This is a genomic window from Thiocapsa sp. (genome assembly GCF_018399035.1).
In the GTDB taxonomy this organism is placed as follows: Bacteria; Pseudomonadota; Gammaproteobacteria; order Chromatiales; family Chromatiaceae; genus Thiocapsa.
In genome coordinates, this window is the sequence record NZ_CP073760.1 from 4,193,316 (window position 1) to 4,214,872 (window position 21,557).

A 21,557-nucleotide genomic window follows, 5' to 3' on the forward strand; every position below is an offset into this window, starting at 1 on the left:
CGACCGTTCGTTGTCGTTGTCGTAATCGACGATCGATACGACAACGACAATGATCTCGGACGGTCTCGGAATCTTCTGCACCGCTCCACTAGGGTTCCTATCCGACCGCTCTTTCCAGCATCAGGTTCCCGACCGCGTCCAGATCGGCCCGCCAGCCGGGGGCGAGCCAGGTCGTGGCCAGTGCGTCGGCGATGATCGCCGGGCCGACCAGCGAACCCCCTTCTCCGAGGTCCTCGCGTGTCCAGCAGGCGACCGGCGTCGGACATCCGTAGGCCGTAGCGCTTCCCGTCGGGCTCCCTCGACCGGACGCGCGGATCGGCGGCAGCGCAAGAGTCGGGATCGGGCCGCGTACGCGCACTCGCAGATTGACCAGCTCAACCGGCAGATCGAGCTGGTGGCCGTAGCGATCCCGGTGCCGCCCGTGAAAGGCGGCGATAGTGTCCGCGACGCCGTCCCAATGCAGGTTGAGCGTATGCGATTGGCCGCGGTAGCGCAGATCGAGCGAGCGCTCGACACGCAGATCTTCGGGGACCACACCTTCCTGCTCCAGCTCGGCGATCCCGGTCTCGGCGAGCGCGACAAGCGCCGCCTCGATCTCGGCGTCGCCGGCCTGATCGAGCAATCCGAGGCGCGTCCGGGTCAGGGTTCGCCCGGCCGGGGTCACCAGCATCCCGAGTGCGGAGAGGACACCGGCATGCACAGGAACCAGGGCGCGGTTCATGCCGAGCGCCTCGGCCAGGGCGCAGACGTGCAGACCGCCCGCACCGCCGAACGAGGTCAGGATGAAGTCGCGCGGATCCAGACCACGCTGCACCGAGATCACCCGCAGGGCGCGCGCCATATGCTCGTCGGCCAAGCGGATCACGCCAAGTGCTGCCTCCTCGATCGAGAGCCCCATGGCGTGGGCGAGCGGTGCGAGTGCGGCGCGGGCGGCATCGGGGTTCAAGCGCATGCGCCCGCCGAGGAAGCCGTTCGGATCGAGCCGTCCGAGGACCAGGTTGGCGTCCGTTACGGTCGCCTCGCGTCCGCCGCGGTCATAACAAGCCGGTCCCGGATCCGCCCCGGCGGACGCGGGTCCGACCAGGAGCATGCCGCCGGCATCCAGTCGCGCGATCGATCCGCCGCCGGCCCCGATGGTGTGCATGTCCACCATCGGCAGTGCGACGGGGAAACCGGCGATGTGCCCGTCGGTGGTCAGGCGCGGCTCGCCGTCGACCACGGCGACATCCGTGGAGGTCCCGCCCATGTCGAAGGTGAGCAACCGCGCACCACCGGACTGCGCCGCGGCGAAGGCCGCCCCGGCGAGTCCGCCGGCGGGACCCGAGAGGAGCAGACGCGCGGTGTGCCGGGCGGCCTGAATCGCCGTCACCGCCTCCCCGCTGCTCTGCATGACCGACACCCGCGCCCCCTGCAGTCCGTCGGCAAGGCGCCCGATGTAGCGGGCGACGATGGGCCCGATCCGGGCATTGATCCAGGTGGCGATCCCGCGCTCGTACTCGCCGACGAGGGGCAGGACCTCGGAGGAGCGCGCCACGAACAGGCCCTCGGGCATCGCGTCCTCCAAGGCCCGCTCGGCAGTGTCGTCCAGATAGGAGAAGAGCAGGTTGATCGCGACCGCCTCCGGGGCGAGCCGAACGACCGTCGCCTTCAGCGCATCCAGGTCGGCCGCGGTCAGGGGTTCGACCCAGTGGCCGTCGGCGCCGAGGCGTCCGCCGGTCTCGATACAGAGTTCGGGCGGAACCGGCGGGAGGCGTGCCGGCGGCTGGAGATCGTAGAGGTCGGGTCGCGCCTGGCGACCGATGCTCAAGAGATCGCCGAGTCCGCGATTGGCGACATAGAGCGTCCGAACACCCTTGCCTTCCAACACCGCATTGGTCGCCACGGTACTCCCGTGGACGACGCGCAAACCGGCCGGATCCAGACCCAGCTCGGCGATTCCGCGCAGGATCGCCTGCTCGGGTGCCGCCGGGGTGGAGAGAACCTTATGCGTCCGTAACGCGCCGTCGCGCCGGAGCACCAGGTCGGTGAAGGTTCCTCCGGTATCGATGCCCACGATGATCATGGCGAATGAGGGTCGCGCTCGAGGGTCGCCGGGGCCGACACGACCGGGTCGGATCTAGTCGCCGGCTCGGGTGCCGCCCAGCGGATCCTCTGTCTCGGGCGGCGGCGGTGCAAGCGAGCGCACGCGCAGATGCAGCGCGGCCTTCGCGAGCAGGTGCGCACTGACCGGGGCCGTGATGAAGAGGAAGAGGGTCACCAGGATCTCATGCAGGCTGAGCCCCTCGCCGCGGGTGCTGAAGTAGAACACGGAGGCGATCAGCAACGCACCGACACCGAGCGTCGTCGCCTTGGTCGGGCCATGCAGACGCGTGTAGAAATCGCCGAGTCGGGCGAGCCCCAAGGACCCGATGAAGGTGAAGAGCGCACCGACGACGATCAGAACCGACAACATCATCTCAAGCATTCAATCGCGTCCTCGGCGTGATGGATAGAGGCTGTACCGGATCATACCCACGTTGCCCCATCAGGGCATGGAGTCGACGCGATTGAAGAAAAGAATTCAATAAAATAAACATTATGAAAGCGCGTCGGCTCCGACATCCGCAGATACCCACGACGCTCGCAAACCCTCGAACATGACAAAAGTCCACCAAAGAGACGCGCTTTCATCACTCGATGATATCGCCGCGCAGGAGATATTTGCAGAGCGCCACCGTACCGACGAAGCCCATCATGGCGATCAGGAGCGCGGCCTCGAAGTACAGCGAGCTGCTCAGATGGATCCCGAGCAGGACCAGCAAGGCGATGGTATTGATGTAGAGGGTGTCGAGCGCCAGGATGCGGTCAGGCTTGTCCGGCCCCCGGAGCAGGCGCCAGAGGCTCAGCAGCAGCGCTGCGGAAACCAGTGCGAAGGCGATGGAGACGGCTATGCTCAGCATGGCTCGAAGACCTCTTTGATCGGTGCCTCGTAGCGGCGCTTGATCTCGGCGATCAGGGCGTCGGGGTCGTTGACCTTCAACCCGTGCACGACCAGATGGCTGCGATCCGGGCTGAGCCAGGCCGAGACGGTGCCGGGCGTCAACGAGACCGTGTTGGCGAGCAGGCTGATCCCGAGATCCGTGCGCAATGCGAGCGGCACGCGGACGAAGGCCGGCTTGACGTGTTTCGGACCGCCCAGGATCAGGGCGGCGACCGCGAGGTTCGCGATCAGGATGTCGTACATGACGACCGCGAAAAAGCGCATCAAGGTCAGGGGTTTGTGGATCCTGACCCGCTCCGGCCAGAAGCGCAGCGTGAAGACCGGGATCGCCCATCCCAGGAGCAGGCCCAAGAGGATCTGACCGGGCGACAGGCTGTTGACCAGCAGGAGCCAGATCAGGGCCAGGACCGGCGTGAGGATGGGATGGGGCAGCAGCCTGAGCTTCATCGCTTATGCACTCCGCTCATCAACTTTGGGGGTCGCCCAGCACGGCGCGGATATAGACGCTCGGCTGCAGGAGCTGCTCGGCGGTCGCCCGGGTGTAGTCGGACAAGGGGCCGGCCCAGACGACCAGCGCGACGCAGAGCAGCAGCAGGCCGATGACCGGTAAGAGGCGGCCCCAATTCGGACCGATGGCGTGGCGACCGGCCGTGCCGGTCCGCTCGATCGTCCCCTCGGCGCGGTAGAACAAGAGGCTGCCGCTGCGCGCCAGTGCGATGACGCCGAAGAGCCCGGCGCTCAGGATGACGCCGAACACCCAAGGCATGCTCGGCAGGTCCACCGCGGCGTTCAACATCATGTACTTGCCGAGAAATCCAGACAGTGGCGGCAGTCCGGAGACCAGGATGGCGGTGATGAAGAAGAAGGCACCGACCAGATTGGCGTTGGCGATGACCGGCCCCGGATCCAGGCGATCCGCAAGCGTGCCGCGCCCCATGGCGATGATATCCGCCAAGAGAAAGAAGGCCGCCGCGGCAAAGGTACTGTGCGCCACGTAGTAGAGACCGGCACCGATGCTGGCATCTGTCCCCAGTGCGAAGGCCGTCAGCAGGAACCCCACGGACACGACCACCAGATAGGCGACCTGCCGGCGCAGCTCGTGCGCGGCCAGCACGCCCAAGGTGCCGATCGCCATGGTCGCGAGCGCGAGCGGCAACAGCCAGGGGCCGATCAGATCGGCCACCGGGCCGGCCTCGGCGCCGAAGATCAGGGTATAGACCCGCAGGATGCTGTAGGCGCCGACCTTGGTCATGATCGCGAAGAGCGCGGCCACCGGTGCGGATGTCGACGAATAGGCCGCAGGCAGCCAAAGATAGAGCGGGATCAGGGCTGCCTTGAGCGCGAAGACCACGAACAACAGCAGCCCGGCCGCGCGTACCACACCGAGGTTCTCCGGCGGAGTCGCCGCCGCCTTCACCGCCAGGTCCGCCATGTTGAGCGTCCCGAGGATCGCGTAGAGGGTGCCGACCGCGAACAGAAAGAGTGTTGATCCCGCCAGATTCAGGGCGACGAAGTGCAGCCCGGCGCGCACCCGATTCGCCCCGCCGCGATGCAGCAGCAGGCCGTAGGAGGCGAGCAGCAGGATCTCGAAGAAGACGAAGAGGTTGAACAGATCGCCGGTCAGAAAGGCCCCGCTCAGACCGAACAGCTGGAGCTGGAAGAGCGGATGGAAGTGCCGGCTTCCGGCATCCGTGCCGCGCACGGCGTAGAGCATGGCGAAGAAGGCGACCAGGCTCGTGACGAGCAGCATCCAGACGCTCAGACGATCCGCGACCATGACGATCCCGTAGGGCGCCGGCCAGTTGCCGAGCGCATACACCAGGATCTCGCCGCCGGCGACGCTCTGAACCAGCAGCGACACCAGCAGGATCTGGATAATGAGTGCGACGAGATTCAGGCTGCGTCGCACGCGCAAAGGCATGACGCGCCGCAACAGCAGCAACAGGGTTGCCGCAAAAAGCGGGAAGAGGACCGGGGCGATGACCAGATGGCTCATCCGCGCTCTCCCCCGCGCTCGTCATGTGCGTCGCCGGTGTCGAGTCGGCCATCCACCTGATCCGTTCCCAGCTCGGCGCGCGCCTTGAGCGCCAGCATGATGATGAAGGCCGTCATGGCGAAGCTGATGACGATGGCGGTCAACACCAGCGCCTGAGGCAGCGGATCGGCATAGCCGACGGCCTGATCCGAGATCACCGCGGGCAGACCGACGGTCAGGCGCCCGGTGATGAACAGAAAGAGATTCACGGCGTAGGACAACAGGGTCAGTCCGATGACCACCGGAAAGGTGCGCGCCCGCAGTGCAAGGTAGACCCCGCAGGCGGTCAAGACACCGATGATCAGGGCGATCAGGGCTTCCATCGACGACAGCTCCTCAAGCATGGTTCGGCTCCGGCGTTGCCGGCTCGCCCGGATGACTGGCATGGTGCATCAGACCGAGATGCACCAGGATCAGGAGTGTCGCCCCGACCACCACCAGATAGACGCCGAGGTCGAAGGCGATCGCCGAGGCCAGCTCGAAGTCACCGATGACCGGCCAGTGCACATGAGTGAAGGCGGAGGTCAGGAAGGGATAGCCGAAGAACAGGCTCGCGAGCCCGGTGAGCAATCCGATCAGCAGCCCGGCGCCGATGACCGGATGCAGATTGGAGGTCATGCGGCTGTGCGTCCATTCCACGCCGTTCGCCAAGTACTGCATGATCAAGGCGATCGCGGTGATGAGCCCGGCGATGAAACCGCCGCCCGGCAGGTTATGTCCGCGCAGGAAGATGAAGGCCGAGACCAGCAGGGCAAGCGGCAGGAGAAGCCGCGTCAGTGCCGCCATGATGGTCGGATGCATGTCCCGGTTCCACGGCCGCCCGCGTGCGTCGCAGGCCGGTCCGGGCAGACGCAGATCCCTGAGCATCGCATAGATGCCCAATCCCGCCAGCGCCAGAACCGAGATCTCGCCCAAGGTGTCGAAGCCCCGGAAATCCACCAGGATGACGTTCACGACGTTGCCGCCTCCGCCTCCCGGCACGCTGTTCTCCAGAAAGAAGTCCGCGATGCTCTCGTAAGGCCGGGTGAGTACCGACCAGGTCAAGGCCGCCGCGCCGCCGCCGGCCAAGCCGGCGACCCCGATATCGCGGATCCGTCGCGCCCGGCTCGACTCGGCGGGGCTGTATTGCGGCAGAAAATAGAGCGCCAGCAGCAGCAGGACGATGGTCACCACCTCGACCGAGAGTTGGGTCAAGGCGAGGTCCGGTGCCGAGAACTTCACGAAGATGAGCGAGACCAGCAGTCCCAGCGCACCCATCACGATCAGTGCGGTCAGGCGTCGGCGGTGCAGGATGACCGTCCAGAGCGCGACGGTGACGAGTGCGAGTGTCACCAGCACGCTTACTGCATCGGCGGGCAAGAGTGCGCGATCGCCGGTGAGTGGGGCGCCGCCGCCGAGGAAACCGACTGCCCCCAGGGTCAGCGCGGAGAGGATGAAGAAGAGCAGCATGCGCTGCAACGAGCCGGTATCCAGCGCACGGGTGACAGCCCCGGCCAGCGCGAGGAGTCCCTTCAAGAGCCAATCGAAGACGGCCTTGGCATCGAGGATGCCTTCGAGCTTGGTCGCGAGCCTGAACAGCGGCCGGCGTCCGGCATAGATGAGGATGCCTCCGATCAAGGCGACAACGCTCATGATGAGTGCGGCGTTGATGCCGTGCCAGATCGCCAGATCATAGTCCGGCGGGGCGCTCTGCAACACGCCAGTCGCGGCCACGTAGAGCAGCGGCGCCACGGTAAAGGCCGGCAGGATCCCGACCAGCAGACAGATCGCGACCAGGATCTCCACCGGCACCTTCATCCAGCGCGGCGGCTCATGCGGGGTTTTGGGCAGATCCACCGGATCGCCGTTGAAGAAGACGTCGTGGATGAAGCGCAGCGAATAGGCCACGGCAAAGATCCCTGCGACGACGACGGCGCCGGGCAGGAGCCACTCCCCGGAATGGGTCGCCGAGAAGGTCACCGTCTCGCCGAAGAACATCTCCTTGGAGAGGAACCCGTTGAAGAGCGGGACACCGGCCATGGCCGCTGCGGCCACCATCGCCAGTGTCCCCGTGTAGGGCATGTAACGCCAGAGACCGTTGATGCGGCGCATATCGCGCGTCCCGCATTCGTGATCGATGATGCCCGCGGCCATGAAGAGCGATGCCTTGAAGGTCGCGTGGTTGATGATGTGGAAGACCCCGGCGACCGCGGCGAGCGGTGTCCCGATGCCGAACAACAGCGTGATCAGGCCCAGATGGCTGATGGTCGAGTACGCCAGCAGACCCTTCAGATCATGCTTGAAGAGGGCGAAATAGGCGCCGATCAAGAGGGTCGAAAGCCCTGCACCCATGACCAGGACCGACCACTCGGTGGTACCCGAAAGTGCCGGGAACAGGCGCGCCAGCAGGAAGACACCCGCTTTGACCAGGGTTGCCGAGTGCAGATAGGCCGACACCGGCGTGGGTGCCGCCATCGCGTGCGGCAGCCAGAAATGGAAGGGGAACTGTGCCGACTTTGTAAAGGCGCCGAGCAGGATCAACACCAGCATCGGCGTATAGAGCGGGTCGGACCGGATCAGCTCGCCGTTGGCGAGGACCACGGACAGATCGTAGCTTCCGACCATCTCGCCGAGCAGCACGAAGCCGCCGAGCATGGCGAGCCCGCCCAGCCCCGTGACGGCAAGTGCCATGCGCGCCCCTGTGCGGGCATCCTCGCGATGCTGCCAGTAGCTGATGAGCAGGAAGGACGAGAGGCTCGTCAGCTCCCAGAACATCAGGAGCAGGATCAGGTTCTCGGACAGGACGATCCCGAGCATCGAGCCCATGAAGAGCAGCAGATAGCCGTAGAAACGGCCCATGCAGTCGCGCTCCGCCAGGTAGTAGCGCGCGTAGAGGATGACCAGCAGACCGATCCCCAGGATCATCAGGGCGAACAGCAGACCCAAGCCGTCGAGCCGGAACGCGAGGTCGAGCCCCAGCGCGGGTATCCAGGGGATGCGTTGCACCAGGGTCTCGCCCAGAAACGGGGCGGCCACGCTCGGCGCGAGCGCAATCAGGGCGGCCAAGGCCACACCTCCGGCCACCCAGGCCGATTGCAGCCGGCCGAAGCGCGAGACCCAGGCGGCCAAGCCGGCCCCGATGAAGGGTATGAGAACAACGAAGAGAAGATTCATGCACGCGACTGCCTGAACGGGAGGACGGTGACTCGCTCGTGCCAAGGATACCACCGACCATTCACAGGCGTCGTCCCGCTGTGGACTCGCTTCTTCGGATCAACCCATCGTTGTTTGCGATCTCTTGAGCAGATCCTCGGCGGCGCCCGGCCGTCCGAACAGATAGCCTTGGAAGGCCCGACATCCGTGCTCGGAGAGAAAGCTCCGCTGCTCAGCCGTCTCGACCCCTTCGGCAATCACGCCGAGTCCGAGGGTTTTCGCCAGTGCCACGATGGTGCGTGCGATGGCCGCATCGTTGGGGTCCGTGAGCACATCGCGTACGAACGACTGGTCGATCTTCAGTTGATCGAGCGGGAGACGCTTGAGATAGGAGAGCGAGGAGTACCCGGTGCCGAAGTCGTCCAACGAAAATCCGACTCCGTGGCATTTGAGCGCCGACATCTTGTCGATGGCATCGCCGATGTCGTCGAGCAGCAGGCTCTCGGTGATCTCGAGCTTGAGTCGCTGCGGATTCGCCCCGGTTAGCTCGATGATTCGCAGGACTTGCTCCACGAAGTGCGGGTCGCGGAACTGACGCGCACTGATGTTCACCGCCAAGGTGAGTCGGGCCGTCGTCGACTGACGGGCCCATACGGCGAGCTGACGAGCGGCGGCCTCGAGCACCCACTGACCGAGCGGCAAGATCAGACCCGAGGACTCCGCCACCGGGATGAACTCGCCCGGCGAGACCATCCCGCGCACGGGATGGCGCCAGCGCAGCAGGGCCTCTGCGCCTGTCACGCCGTCGGCATCGTCGACCTGCGGCTGGTACTGGAGGAAGAACTGCCCGTCCAGCAGGCCCTGACGCAGGTCGACCTCGAGCGCGGCGCGCCGAGCCAGGACTGCATGCATCTCGGGGTCGAAGAAGCAGAGTGTGTTTCGGCCTGCGCCCTTGGCCTGGTACATGGCCAGGTCGGCGCGTTTGAGCACGTCTTCGAGGCTCTCGCGATGACCGCAGAAGAGCGTGATCCCGATGCTCGGGGTGCTGTGGTGCGACTGCTCCGCGATCCGATAGGGCGGGTTGAGCTGGGCAAGGATCTTCTCGGCGACACGCTCCGCGTGCACGGCTGCCTCTTCGGCGTTCGTACCCAGGTCCTCGAGCATCACGACGAACTCGTCGCCCCCGAGTCGCGCGACGGTGTCGCCCTCGCGCACGCAGGTGCTCAGCCGCTCGGCGACCTGCCGGAGCAGCAGATCCCCGGTCTCGTGGCCGTAGGTGTCGTTGAGCGTTTTGAAGTTGTCCAGATCGATGAAGAGGAGCGCCCCCTCGCTCATGCTGCGGGCACTTGTGGCCTGCGCGTGGGCGAGATGCTCGAGCAGGAGCCGACGATTGGGCAAACGCGTGAGGGGGTCGTAAAAGGCGAGACGACGAATCTCCTCCGCTGCAGCCTTGTCCCCGGTGATGTCCTGGTTGAGGACGACGACCCCCGTGACTGCCCCGTTGTCTCCGCGCAAAGGCACGGCCGAGTTGAGAACGATCTTGCGCGTGCCGTCGAAGCATTCGATCTCGATCTGCTCCCCGAGCGAGGTCTCGCCGCGGGCAATCGCGCGAGCCGCCGGCCAGTCCCCCGGCTCGATCGGTTTGCCGCTGTCGAGCCACCAGGCCTTATACTCGCCATACTGCTCCATTCCCACATAGCGAGCACCGCCCCAGATGCGTTTTCCGGCGTCGTTGATGAATCGGATCTCGCCGTTCGCATTCAAGAGCCAGATCCCGACCGGGAGGATCTCCATCACGGAGTTGAGAAACGTCTCGCTCTCGCGCAGCGCCGTATCGGCCGCCTTTTGCTCCGTGATGTCCTGCAGCGTGCCGACGCTGCAGCGGCGCCCTCTGGATGTGGCTGACGCGGGCTCCAAACGCGCGCGAAGCCAGGAGATCCGCTCGCCGTTGCGGATGCGGTAGCTCAGATCGAACGCCTCGCCGGCGCATGCTGCCTGCCAGGCCTGATCCGTGATCTCCCGGTCATCCGGGTGAACCGGACCGAACAGTGCTTGCGCCGTGCAGGTCTTGGCCTCGTAAGGCCCCAGGATTCGCTCGGTCTCTGCCGAGCGTTGCACGCGACCGCTCGCCAGGTCCAGCGTCCAACTGCCGACCTTGGCGACCGCCTGAGCGCGCGTGAGCTCGGACTCGCGGGCGCGGATCTGCGTCGTGCGCTCGCGCACCAGGTCCTCGAGGCGGTCGCGGTCGACCCGGGATTGCACCAGCAGACCGGCGAGCGCGGCCAGCAGCAGCGCAAGCGCTACCCCCGATGCACCCTTGACGGCCAATCCTGCGGGATCCGGCCAGCCCAACACCGGGCTGACGCTCAATGTCCAGGTGGCGTTCGGCAGCGGCACGGTTTGGTTCACCGGGTCCGAGAGTGCCGCGGGCGAGGACTGCGCGATGATCTGCACCGCGCCGCTGCGTGGATCGGTGCGCCAGAGTGCGAACTCGAAACCGCGCTCGTTCAGCTGCGACAGCCCGGCGGGCGCGAGTGCCGACGGGGTGCGCAACATCGCCATCGTAAAGCCCCAGAACAGCGGGTTGCCCTGCGCATCCTCCAAGAAGACGGGCAGGCGTCCGACCACACCCTCTCCGCCCTGTACCAGCTCGAACGGACCTGCCAGGGTCAGCCGGGCGGTGTCGCGCGCCAGACGTGCTTCGATGCGTTGCTGCGGATCCTCGAGCAGATTCAAACCGAGCGCCGCCTCGTTGGTCTCCACGGGAAAGACCTGCCGAACGATGCCTTCGGGTGCCAGATAAACGGCCTCGACGTTCGCGTAAAAGGGCAAGAGCGCACGGGCCGTCGTTTCGAATCCCTCGATGCGTCCTTCGCCCTGATGCACCAGTGCGGCCAAGGCGTAGGTCACCGACAGGGCGCGATCGATCTGGATCTCGAGAATGTCCGCGAAATCGTCGGCGACCGCCGCCGCATCCGCGCGGGCGAGCGCAAGGCGCTGTTGCTCGAAGTAGGCGATCGCCGCCCCGGCAAGGAGGGCGGCCGTCAGGAAGACCAAGACCGCGACCACCCCGGGTCGGGCGCGCAAGGGGGAATGAGTCATCGCGGTCGAGCTCCATATCTGCCGGCTCCGGTGCAGGGCGTCGTCGGCTGCTTCGGCGTGGAGGCGACGCAGCCGGCTTTGAATATACCCGTGAGCGCGAGTCTGTGGGTGTCGGTTCGACTGTGCGATGTCGTCTATTTTTGTATGCCGGCAGGATACGCCGTTGTCGTGCCGTACCGCCGACGAAAATCAGCCCTGCAGGTCGTCTCGCGACGCGCCGATTCGATCGATCGCGACACGACGGATCCTGGTTCGAATAGGTCCCGTTCAGGAGGCATCTCCGGCCGCACCTTCGCTGCGCGCCCGGGGTTGTGCGGCTGCCTGGAAAAGCGCATCGACCGGACCCGGCAGTCCGAAGAGAAAGCCCTGAAAGGTCTGGCAACCATGATGCAACAGGTAATCGCGCTGCGCCTCGGTCTCGACGCCCTCGGCCATGATCGCCAGACCAAGGCTCTCGGCAAGTGCGACGAAACTGTCGGCGGTGGCGTCGTCGTCGCTATCCGCGAGGACCTCGCGCACGAATGCCGGGGCGAGTTTCAACTGATCGAGCGGCAGACGCTTGAGATACGACAAGGAACAATAGCCAGACCCGAAGTTGTCAAGGGTAAAGCCAACGCCCGTCTGCTTCAACGCCAGCATCTTGACGAGGGCGTCCTCGGGGTCGTCCAGCAACGGCGACTCGATCAACTCCAGACGCAATCGCCCCGGATCCGCCCCGCTCTCGGCAAGCGCCCGGCGGACGTCCTCGACGAGCTCCGGACGGCGAAAGTGTGACCCGCTGATGTTGACCGCCAGGGTGAGCCCCGCGCTCTCGGGTTGACTCGCCCACTCGGCCAACTGTGCACAGGCGCTCGCGAGCACCCAACGGCCCAACGGAAGGGTCAGTCCGAGCGACTCGGCCAGTCCGATGAACTGCGCGGGCGGGATCAGACCGCGCTCGGGATGGCGCCAACGCAGCAGCGCCTCGGCCCCGTTGACGCGCCCCTGCGTGTCGACCTGCGATTGGTAGTGGAGGACGAGCTGGCCATCCCCGATGGCATGGCGAAGCTCCCGTTCGAGCGCGGCCCGTTGGTTGACGCTTGCCTGCATCATGGGGTCGTAGAACCGCAGTCGATTGCGTCCGGCGGCCTTGGCTTGGTACATGGCCAGATCGGCGTGTTTCAGGATCTCCTCGGCGGTATGCGGCTCGCGTTCGAACATGGCGATCCCGAGGCTGGGGGTGCTCTCGTGCTCCTTGCCCGCAAGACTGTAGGGCATCCCCAGGACGGCGATGATCTTCTCGCCGACCGCTTCGGCCAGCGCGGCGGCCTGAGCCGGATCATCGCCCAGATCCTGGAGCAGGACGACGAACTCGTCGCCGCCGAGGCGGGCGACACTGTCGCTTCTGCGCACCGTCTCGGTGAGCCGCCGTCCGACCTCTGCCAACAGCAGATCGCCGATTTGGTGTCCACGGGTGTCGTTGAGCTGCTTGAAGTTGTCCAGGTCGATGAAGATCAGGGCGCCGTCCTGACCCGTGCGTGCCGCGGTGGCGAGCGTCTGATGCAGTCGGTCGAGCAGGAGCCGGCGATTCGCCAGACCGGTCAAGGGGTCATAGAAGGCGAGCCGGCGAATCGCCGCCTCGTCCTCCTTACGTTGGCTGATGTCCGTCAGGGTGCCGACATAGTGGGTCGCGTGCCCGAGGTCGTCGCGCACCGCGGTGACGGTCAGCCATTCCGGAAAGATCTCGCCGCTCTTGCGCCGATTCCAGATCTCGCCCTCCCAGTACCCTTCATGCTCGATGCGCGCCCACATCTGCGCAAAGAACTCCGGGTCGTGCCGACCCGATCGCAACAGTCTCGGGGTCTTGCCGACGGACTCCTCGGCCCTGTACCCGGTGATCCGCGTGAATGCCTCGTTGACCCGCAGGATGCGCTCCTCGGCGTCGGTGACGAGCATCCCCTCCTGTGCCTCGAAGGCGATCGCGGCGATGCGCAGCTCCGCCTCGACCTCCTTGCTCGCCGTGATGTCACGTGCGATGCCGCGCATCGTCAGGACCTCGCCCTGGTTGTTGCGGATCACCTTGCCCACGGCGTGCACCAGACGCACGACACCATCGATCGGGCGGATGATGTGATGCTCGATGTCGTAAGGACGGCGTCCGTCCAAGGCTGCCGTGAAGGCGCCTTGCACTGTATCGCGCTCCTCCGTCGGGACGAGCGTCATCATCTGCGCGGAGGACAGCGGTACCTGCCCCTCGATCCCGTGGATCGTCTTCCACCCCGCCGAGTGTGTCCAGCGATCTTCGGCGACATCCCACTCCCAAGCGCCGATGTTTGCGATCTGCTCGGCCTGCTCCAGGAGACGGCGTTCCCGCTCCAGGACGGTCTCGGCCTCCTTGCGCGCCGTGATGTCGGTGATCATGGCCAAGGCCCCTGTGACCTCGCCGCCCTCGCCGTAGAGCGGGTTCGTGGCGACGAGCGTCCACAGGTGCGAGCCGTCGAGCCGCCTGAAGCGAAACTCGTGCGTCTCGGCGATCCCGGCGCGGCGTTTGACGAGGTTTTGCTCGGCTGCCGCACGGGTGTCCGCCTCCATGAAGTCGAACAAGGATCGGTCGAAAAGCTGATCGGCGCTACATCCTAGGAGCTGCGCCATGCGGGGATTGGCGAAGGTGGTACGGCCATCGAGGTCGATCGTCCAGATCCCTTCGCGCGCGGTGTCCACGATCCGCCGGAGCCTTGACTCGCTCTCGGACAGTGCCAGCTCGGCCAACTTACGCTCGGTGATGTCTTCGACGATGCCCGCGGCACGCAGCGCTCGACCGTCATGATCGAATTCGAGAACCGCCCGTTGACGCAGCCACCGCAGCCTGCCGTCGATCAGGGTACGGTGCTCCACATTGTAGGGCTCGCCCCGAAGCGCCGCCTGCCAAGCCGTCGCGACCGCTGCGCGGTCGAGTGGATGAATCGCCTCCAGAAAGTGCTCGAGGCTGACGGGCGTATCGGGCGGCACGCCGGTGATGCGGCTTGCGACGGCCGAATTGGTCGACAGGTTCGACTGGATATCGAAATCCCAGCTCCCGACCTGCGCGATCTCCTCCGCCCGTTGCAGATCCGCCTCGCGCGCCCGCAGCTCGGCAGTCCTGGAGTCGACCGTCCGCGCCAAAGCGGCCTGCAACCGGCGCGCCTCCATCAGCAGCTTCGTCAAGGTGGCCAGGAGCAGGCTGAAGACGATGCCCAAGCCGATCTCGAAGACCCGGGCGATCGGAGCGCCCCAACCCCTTGCAGGACTCACGCCGAGCGTCCAGACCCCGTTGGGGACGGTCAGATCGTGTTCGACCGGCCGGTGGAGGGGCTGCTCGGAGGACTCGCTAAAGATCTGGATCAGGCCGGTGTCCGGATGAATGCGCGTGAGCTTGTAGTGGAAGCCCTGTTGAGCCAACTGAGCAAGCCCGGCTGTCTCGATCGCTTCCGGAAGGCGCATGACGACGCTGACGAAGCCCCAGAAGCGCCGGCCGTCGGCGTCGTCGAGGAAGACCGGCAGTCGACCTACGGCACCCAGCCCGCCCTGAACCAGCGCGTAGGGCCCGGCCAAGGTGAGTTGGCCGCTGTCCCGGGCCAGCACCGCTTCTTTCGCGCGCGCCGGATAGGCGAGGAGATCGAGACCGACGACCGCCGCGTTCTCCGCCAAAGGGAACACCTCGCGGACCACGCCGTCCGGGGCGAGATGAACGGCGGACGCGCCCGGATAGTAAGGCAGGAGCTCGCGCGCGGTGTCCTCGAAGTCGGGGATGCGGCCGCCCCCTTGACGGATCAGGGCGGCGAAGGTCGAGGTGATCGCAAGGGTGTGCTCGATCTCGCGTTGCAGCGCGGCGGCATAGCCGGTCGCCAGCTGAGCGGTCTCGGCGCGCTTGACCCCGATGCGTTGCTGCTCCAGGTGCAGAACGAGCATGCCGGCAAGCAGGGCCGAGACAACGAAGACGATCGCGGCGGCGACCAAGGGCGTCAAGGACCGGCTTTTGAACTCCTCTTCATTCACGGTGCACCTCTGGATACATCGCTCTCGGGTGGACGAAGGGCTCTCGGCTCGGCGGTCGAGCGCGGCATGGTCATCGCGGATTCCCGTGAGCAGTTGCTGCGACTCCGGCGGGAGTCGTCGCCGACGCGCGCTCGGCTGCGCCGGATCCCATTCGGAATCATAGCCTCAACACGGAAACCTTGCTGCACAGAACGTGGTCGGCGTCATTGGCGCGGTGATTGGGGCTTTCCAATTCCGCCCCGAGCGCCGATGATTCGCGATATGGACGTCTTCCCCCTTCCCATAGCACGTATCGGCATCATCGGCGGCGGTCAGCTCGGCCGCATGATGGCCAAGGCCGCGAAACGGATCGGCTGCACCTGCGTGGTGCTCGACCCGACACCGGGCTCCCCGGCCGGTCAGGTCTCGGGGCACCAGATCGTGGGTGCCTATCACGACCCCGCCAAGCTGCGTGAGCTGGCCGAGTCCTGCGATGTCGTGACCTTCGACATCGAGGACATCGATGCCGAGACACTCATCCAGCTCGGGCGCGAGGGTCACAATATTCAGCCGGCCCCGACCGTGCTCGCCTTGATTCAGGACAAGCTCACGCAGAAGCGGGCGCTGAGCGCGGCCGGCATCCCGACCGCGCCCTTCGAGCCGATGCCCGAGCCCTCGGCCGACGCCTTCGCCGCTTTCGGCTATCCGCTGGTACAGAAGGCCTGCCGGGGCGGCTACGACGGCCGAGGTGTCTCGATCCTGGACGGCCCCGAGGACTTCGGCGCACATCTGCCGGTGCCTTCTCTGGTGGAGCGCTTCATCCCCGCGGCCAAGGAGCTGGCGGTGCTGGTCGCACGCGGGCTCGACGGCGACCACCGGTGTTATCCCGCGGTCGAGATGTGTTTTCGACCGGGCGAGAATGTCCTCGAGATGTTGCTCGCGCCGGCTCAGATCCCGGCCGAGACCGCCGCGGCGGCGCAGCAGCTCGCGGTGCGCACCGTGGATGCGCTGGGCGGTGTAGGCATCTTCGGGGTGGAGATGTTTCTGACCGAGGCGGGCGATCTGCTGGTCAACGAGGTCGCGCCGCGCACCCACAACTCGGGTCATCACACCATCGAGGCGAATATGACCGACCAGTTCGAGCAGCATCTGCGCGCGGTCGTGGGTCTGCCGCTGGGATCCACGGAGCAGCTCTGCCCCGCGGCCATGATCAACCTGTTGGGCGCGCCCGGTCACCGGGGGCGCCCCGTCATCAAGGGGATGGCCGAAGCCTTGGCGATTCCGGGCGTCTGTCTGCACCTCTACGGCAAGGCGGCGACCTCGCCCTATCGCAAGATGGGCCATGTCACGGTCCTGGATCGCGACATCGAGCAGGCCCGCATCAAGGCCGAGCGGGTCCGTCGTCTGATCGAGATCTCGGGAGAGGATCACCCATGACCACATCCAACCCATCCCCGTCGTCGGCGGATCGTCCGGCCCGGGTCGGCATCATCATGGGGTCGGATTCCGACCTGCCGGTGATGCAGGATGCCGCCACCGTGCTCGGCGAGCTCGGCATCCCCTACGAGATGACCATCGTCTCGGCGCACCGCACGCCCAAGCGGCTCTACGAGTATGCCGAGAGCGCGGTCGAACGCGGCCTGTGCGTGATCATCGCAGGCGCGGGCGGAGCGGCACATCTTCCCGGCATGGCCGCCGCCATCACGCCCTTGCCGGTCATCGGCGTCCCGGTGAAGACCTCCAGCCTTTCCGGGCAGGACTCCTTGCTCTCGATCGTGCAGATGCCCGCCGGCGTGCCGGTGGCCACGGTCGCCATCAACGGCGCCAAGAACGCCGGGATCCTCGCCGCCCAGATCATCGGCGCCTCGGACGCGCAGGTGCGCGAGCGGATCGTGCGCTTCAAGCAGGATCTCGAAGCCATGGTGATGGCCAAGGTCGCGGCGATGGAGCAATCCACGTGAACCCGCTCGCCTGGTTCGATCCGGACGATCCCTACCCCGAGAGCGATGGACAGCCGATGGATCCCGACGCCGACGCCTGACCCGCTGCGGTGAGTGGTGAGAGGCTGGAAACTAATTCTTGAACAGTGACTTAGGGGCAATTCAAAAACAACCGAAACACGTAGGATGGGTAGAGCAAAGCGAAACCCATCCAGCCCGCGCCAAACGCATCAGACCGGAACCCGGCAACGCGGCGGTTTGGAGGATGGGTTTCGCTATCGCTCTACCCATCCTACCCGTTCATCAGGGTGTTCACCTTGCTTCTATTTTCCCGCTTTCCCATCCTGAACCGCGTCACCGCCGACGCCGATTGACACGGACAACGCCGATTCAACCCGAAGCCTCTGCATGCTCCAGCAGACGCGGTTCAGTCAGCAGCCGACCTCATGCGTGGCCGGAATCAACTCCCCCACCGCATCCCCGAGCCCGGCCGCAGCAAGCACATCCGGAATATCCGCCTCGACGACCTCGACCCCCTTGCTCTCGCAGAACCGCCGTTCCTTGTCGGTCGGATCCGCAATCAGCGCCCAGCCGGCCGGTGTTCCTGCCCCATAGATCAGATCCGACATCACCATGCGCTCGGTATCGCGCAGCAGTCGCAGCCCCAGAAAGAGGTACTGGCGTTCCTGCCGATAGGTCTTGAGAAACGCGGGGATCCCGAATCCGCCCATCAGCTCGGTGAGGTAATCCACGAAGTCCGCATCCGAGGCGATATAGGTCGCGTCCGGCCGCGGGCTGCCCAGCGGCTTGAAGAGCACGGGAAGCTGCTGATCGACCTCCTCCAGCTCGACCTGCCGGTAGTCCGTCCCGTCGTAGTGGTCGAGCCGAAAACGATAGTCGGTGCCGGCGATGCGCGCGATGCCGCGCACCAGGGTATGCGGGACCCCGACGTAGGAGTCCTGCAGCTGAGTATCCCGATTGATGTCGATGACGTAGCGCGGCTGCAGATCCTTCAGCCAGTCATGCAGAGGCGCGCGTGTCCAGGTGCGCTGGCCGTAGGTGGTATCCAGAAAGCGGTTCACGGCACTGCGACCGCGCTTGAGCTCCACATCCATGGCCGCGCGGGGAAACTCCCACATGAGCCGCCGCGACATGGGCTTGCCGTTGTTCATCGCGAGGATGAGGCTGTCGCTGTCCGCCGGAATGGGCTCGCCGGTGGCGGTATCCACCACGCCGGCGAGCGCGCCGGGACCGAGATAGGGAATCAGATCACCACGCGTGAGCGCGGCGGCGAGTCGTTGAAGCATCGTGGGGACCTATAGCGACCGAGAGAGAGCACTGAGTAGCTATGCAAGAACAACGCCACCAACGATGTCCCAAGATCGCAGCCAGACCCTAGCGGTACGCCACGTTAAATGTCCCTGAACCTCCGCCCGCTTGTCCGCTTCCCGACAATCCAACTCAATCCCTTGCCCCCTCAATCTCCTGAACCGCGTCGACTCAAAGTCCGAGTCGCTACTCAAACGCCTGCACTGGACTTAAGTCTTAGGTGATTTCCGGGAAAGCATCGACCAACAAGGGGCGACTTTAGTCGCCCGGTAAGCATTGGCAACACGCACGGCCGGGATGATCATTCCCGGAAATCGCCTAAGTCAAGCCCCGAACCCGGTTCAGCTCGGATCCGGACGCTTGCGCTTGCGCTCCTGATGGAATCCGGCCTCCCGAGGTTTACGCTCGTATGTCGGTTGATCGGGGCGAGCGCCGCCGGGGTTTTCTCCCCCGCTGCGCCGCGTTCCGCCGGCCGAGCCATCCGCGAGCGAGATCCGCAATGCCTGTCCGCGGACATACACCCGTTTGAGATGGTTGAAGATCTCGCGCGGCATGCCCTCCGGCAGATCGACCATCGAGTGATCGTCCCGGATGTCGATCCGGCCGATATAACGACCTTCCAGACCGGACTCGTTGGCGATGGCGCCGACGATCTCGCGCGGGGTGGCGCCGTGCTGGTGGCCGACCTCGATCCGATAGCTGGTGAGCCCCTCGGATCCGCGCCCCTGCGGACGCGGGCGGTCGCGACTGTCTTCGCGAGCCCCTTCGCGCCGGGGCGCTGCGCCACGCTCGCCGTCACGGGGCGCGCGCGGCCGTCCCGCGTCGCGACCTTCGCTCTCTGACGTGCGTTCCGGACGCTCGGGCCGGGTTGCCGCGGGGCGCGGCAGATCCGCTTTGACATCGAGCGGACGCTCGCGCTGAGTGAGATAGGCCAGCGCCGCGGCGATGTCCATCATCTCCAGCTCCTGCTCCGTGCTCAGTCGTGCGACCAGGCGGTAGAAGAAGTCGAGATCCTGCTCGGTCAGGGTCTTGCGCAGCTCGGCGGTGAAGCGGTCGATGCGCGACTCGCTGAGCTGCGAGGCCGAGGGCGGCTCCATCGCCGGCACGGTGCGCCGGATGGTGCGCTCGATCGCGCGCAGCAGCCCGCGCTCGCGCGGCTCCACCAGCAGGATGGCGCGGCCGGCCCGGCCGGCACGCCCGGTCCGCCCGATCCGGTGGACATAGGCGGAGGGATCGGTCGGGATATCGTAGTTCACGACATGGCTGAGCCGCTCCACGTCGAGCCCGCGCGCGGCCACATCGGTCGCGACCAGAATATCGAGTTGGCCCTGCTTGAGCCGCTCGACGGTGCGCTCGCGCATCTCCTGGCTCATATCGCCGTTCAAGGGCTCGGCGGCGAAACCATGCGCCTTGAGCTTATCGGCGAGCTCGACGGTCGCATGTTTGGTGCGGACGAAGACGAGCATACCGTCGAACGGCTCGAGCTCCAGGATGCGGGTGAGCACGTCCAGCTTGTGGAAACGGGTAACGACGCAGTGGTGCTGGTCGATGGTGTCGACCGTCTCGGAGTTCGACGCGACGCGGATCTCGACCGGATCGGACAGTCGGGTCTGAGCGACCCGGCGTATCCCCGCGGGCATGGTCGCGGAGAAGAGCGCGACCTGGCGTCCGGGCGGGGTCTGCTCGAAGATCCAGTCGATATCTTCGGCGAAGCCCATGTTGAGCATCTCGTCGGCCTCGTCCAGGACGAACGTCTTGAGCATGTCGAGCGCGAGCGTGCCGCGCTTGAGATGGTCCATGACGCGCCCGGGCGTGCCGACGATCACCTGCGGGTTGCGTTTGAGCTGGCTGAGCTGCAGGCCGTAGGCCTGACCGCCGTAGATCGGCAGCACGAGAAAGCCCTTCAGGTGCTGGGCGTAGCCTTGGAAGGCTTCGGCGACCTGGAGCGCGAGCTCGCGGGTCGGCGTGAGGACCAAGACCTGGGGTCCGCGCTGCGTGGGATCGACGCGGCTGAGCAAGGGCAGGGCAAAGGCCGCTGTCTTGCCGGTGCCGGTCTGGGCCTGGCCGAGCAGGTCGCGTCCGGCGAGCAGGTGCGGGATACATTGGATTTGAACAGGTGTCGGTGTCTCGTAACCGAGATCTTCGACGGCTTGAGCGATTGCGGGGGCTAGGCCGAGCTGGCCGAAGCCGATACTCGTGTCGGGGGTGTCCATCGTGGGGCCTCGAAAGAATGGCGCGTCCGGCGGGAAGTCCGGCGGACCATCCAGGGGGATTCGCAAAGTAACAGCAAACTAACAGGGTATTATCGGCGCGGGATGCCGCTGGATCAAGTTTGATTCGCGGCTCGGGGTGCGGCGGACCGCACGTCGGTTTGCGCGAAATCATCACCTTTGGATCACCTAAACCGCGTCCAGAGCGAGATGCTCACTTTCGAGTGAGCTCGAAGTTTGGTGAATCCACGACCCTTAGCGGTGGACGCGGTTTAAAATTTTATATTTTTTAATACTTTAAACCGCGCCGGCTCCAGCGGCTCTGAAATCCGCCGGGGCCGATCCCATCCAAAAACATCGCATACCGCACTGGGCGCGGTTTAGAGCAGCTCGGTGCGATTGGGTGCGCAGAGTCCGGGGCGGGTTGCCGTGGTCAACCGGTGCAGGATCGCAGCGGCTTCGGGCTCGCCGAGGAGGACCGCGGTCAGCGCGCTGGTGTCGACCGCCAGGTCGATCGCCAACTGAGGCGCCGGTTTAGGCGAAGTGGCCATCGGCGTTGTAACCGAGGATCTCCTCGTCCGTGCGCCGGTCGAGTACGGGCAGGGGCCAGACCTCGCGTCGCAGCCAGTCCAACGTCTCTTCGGGCGATGCCCGCCCCGGAGAGGCGTCGTGGCCTTCCAATCCGGCTTGAAGAGAGAGAATCGCTTCCTGCGTCATGGAGCGGCGGTGGATCGCGGCGGACTCCTTCAGTTGTCGGTAGATGTCGTCGGGGACGTTGCGCAGGACCAGTGTGTGCATCGGCGCTCTCGCTGAACAGGGGTGCAAGCAAAATGCTA

General features: G+C 65.8%; 15 protein-coding genes. 2 read left to right on the plus strand and 13 right to left on the minus strand.

The features are described from left to right. Positions 1 to 97 precede the first annotated feature (97 nt). The 9 genes from KFB96_RS19200 to KFB96_RS19240 form a co-directional block, all read right to left on the minus strand. A complete protein-coding gene (locus KFB96_RS19200; RefSeq protein WP_213460534.1) occupies positions 98 to 2,062 on the minus strand; it encodes a hydantoinase/oxoprolinase family protein in 1,965 nt (654 codons plus the stop codon). 54 nt (positions 2,063 to 2,116) lie between these two features. Next, on the minus strand, positions 2,117 to 2,464 hold the full coding sequence (locus KFB96_RS19205; protein WP_213460535.1) for a Na+/H+ antiporter subunit G: 348 nt from the start codon (positions 2,462 to 2,464) through the stop codon (positions 2,117 to 2,119). A gap of 205 nt (positions 2,465 to 2,669) precedes the next feature. Next, positions 2,670 to 2,939 carry a K+/H+ antiporter subunit F gene (locus KFB96_RS19210; protein ID WP_120796843.1) on the minus strand — a complete coding sequence of 90 codons (270 nt, stop codon included), beginning with the start codon at positions 2,937 to 2,939 and terminating at the stop codon, positions 2,670 to 2,672. Continuing rightward, complete coding sequence (locus tag KFB96_RS19215; protein WP_213460536.1) at positions 2,933 to 3,427, minus strand: Na+/H+ antiporter subunit E; 495 nt, start codon at positions 3,425 to 3,427, stop codon at positions 2,933 to 2,935. Before KFB96_RS19215 ends, KFB96_RS19210 begins: the two co-directional genes overlap by 7 nt. Before the next feature lie 19 nt (positions 3,428 to 3,446). Then, positions 3,447 to 4,976: a monovalent cation/H+ antiporter subunit D gene (locus KFB96_RS19220; protein ID WP_213460538.1), complete on the minus strand. Its 1,530-nt coding sequence runs from the start codon at positions 4,974 to 4,976 to the stop codon at positions 3,447 to 3,449. Continuing rightward, on the minus strand, positions 4,973 to 5,338 hold the full coding sequence (locus KFB96_RS19225) for a Na+/H+ antiporter subunit C (protein WP_213461234.1): 366 nt from the start codon (positions 5,336 to 5,338) through the stop codon (positions 4,973 to 4,975). The genes KFB96_RS19220 and KFB96_RS19225 overlap by 4 nt, the downstream gene beginning before the upstream one ends. A gap of 13 nt (positions 5,339 to 5,351) precedes the next feature. Next, on the minus strand, positions 5,352 to 8,168 hold the full coding sequence (locus KFB96_RS19230) for a monovalent cation/H+ antiporter subunit A (RefSeq protein ID WP_213465279.1): 2,817 nt from the start codon (positions 8,166 to 8,168) through the stop codon (positions 5,352 to 5,354). A 99-nt stretch (positions 8,169 to 8,267) separates the two neighbouring features. Continuing rightward, on the minus strand, positions 8,268 to 11,249 hold the full coding sequence (locus tag KFB96_RS19235; RefSeq protein WP_300970514.1) for an EAL domain-containing protein: 2,982 nt from the start codon (positions 11,247 to 11,249) through the stop codon (positions 8,268 to 8,270). A gap of 267 nt (positions 11,250 to 11,516) precedes the next feature. Beyond that, the gene (locus KFB96_RS19240) at positions 11,517 to 15,263 is read right to left on the minus strand and encodes an EAL domain-containing protein (RefSeq protein WP_213460540.1); all 3,747 of its coding nucleotides are present in this window, start codon (positions 15,261 to 15,263) and stop codon (positions 11,517 to 11,519) included. A 261-nt stretch (positions 15,264 to 15,524) separates the two neighbouring features. Here KFB96_RS19240 and purK point away from each other — a divergent pair, with 261 nt between their 5' ends. After that, positions 15,525 to 16,679: a 5-(carboxyamino)imidazole ribonucleotide synthase gene (gene purK / locus KFB96_RS19245; protein ID WP_213461238.1), complete on the plus strand. Its 1,155-nt coding sequence runs from the start codon at positions 15,525 to 15,527 to the stop codon at positions 16,677 to 16,679. Beyond that, complete coding sequence (gene purE, locus KFB96_RS19250; RefSeq protein ID WP_213460542.1) at positions 16,676 to 17,203, plus strand: 5-(carboxyamino)imidazole ribonucleotide mutase; 528 nt, start codon at positions 16,676 to 16,678, stop codon at positions 17,201 to 17,203. Before purK ends, purE begins: the two co-directional genes overlap by 4 nt. A gap of 410 nt (positions 17,204 to 17,613) precedes the next feature. Here purE and KFB96_RS19255 read toward each other — a convergent pair whose 3' ends face one another. The 4 genes from KFB96_RS19255 to KFB96_RS19270 form a co-directional block, all read right to left on the minus strand. Next, positions 17,614 to 18,489: an SIR2 family protein gene (locus KFB96_RS19255; protein WP_213460543.1), complete on the minus strand. Its 876-nt coding sequence runs from the start codon at positions 18,487 to 18,489 to the stop codon at positions 17,614 to 17,616. 363 nt (positions 18,490 to 18,852) lie between these two features. Further along, positions 18,853 to 20,724: a DEAD/DEAH box helicase gene (locus KFB96_RS19260; protein ID WP_213460545.1), complete on the minus strand. Its 1,872-nt coding sequence runs from the start codon at positions 20,722 to 20,724 to the stop codon at positions 18,853 to 18,855. Between the two features lie 377 nt (positions 20,725 to 21,101). Further along, positions 21,102 to 21,272, minus strand: coding sequence for a type II toxin-antitoxin system VapC family toxin (locus tag KFB96_RS19265; RefSeq protein WP_213460547.1), 171 nt, complete (start codon positions 21,270 to 21,272; stop codon positions 21,102 to 21,104). After that, positions 21,256 to 21,519, minus strand: coding sequence for a hypothetical protein (locus KFB96_RS19270; protein ID WP_213460549.1), 264 nt, complete (start codon positions 21,517 to 21,519; stop codon positions 21,256 to 21,258). Before KFB96_RS19270 ends, KFB96_RS19265 begins: the two co-directional genes overlap by 17 nt. Between the last annotated feature and the right edge of the window lie 38 nt (positions 21,520 to 21,557).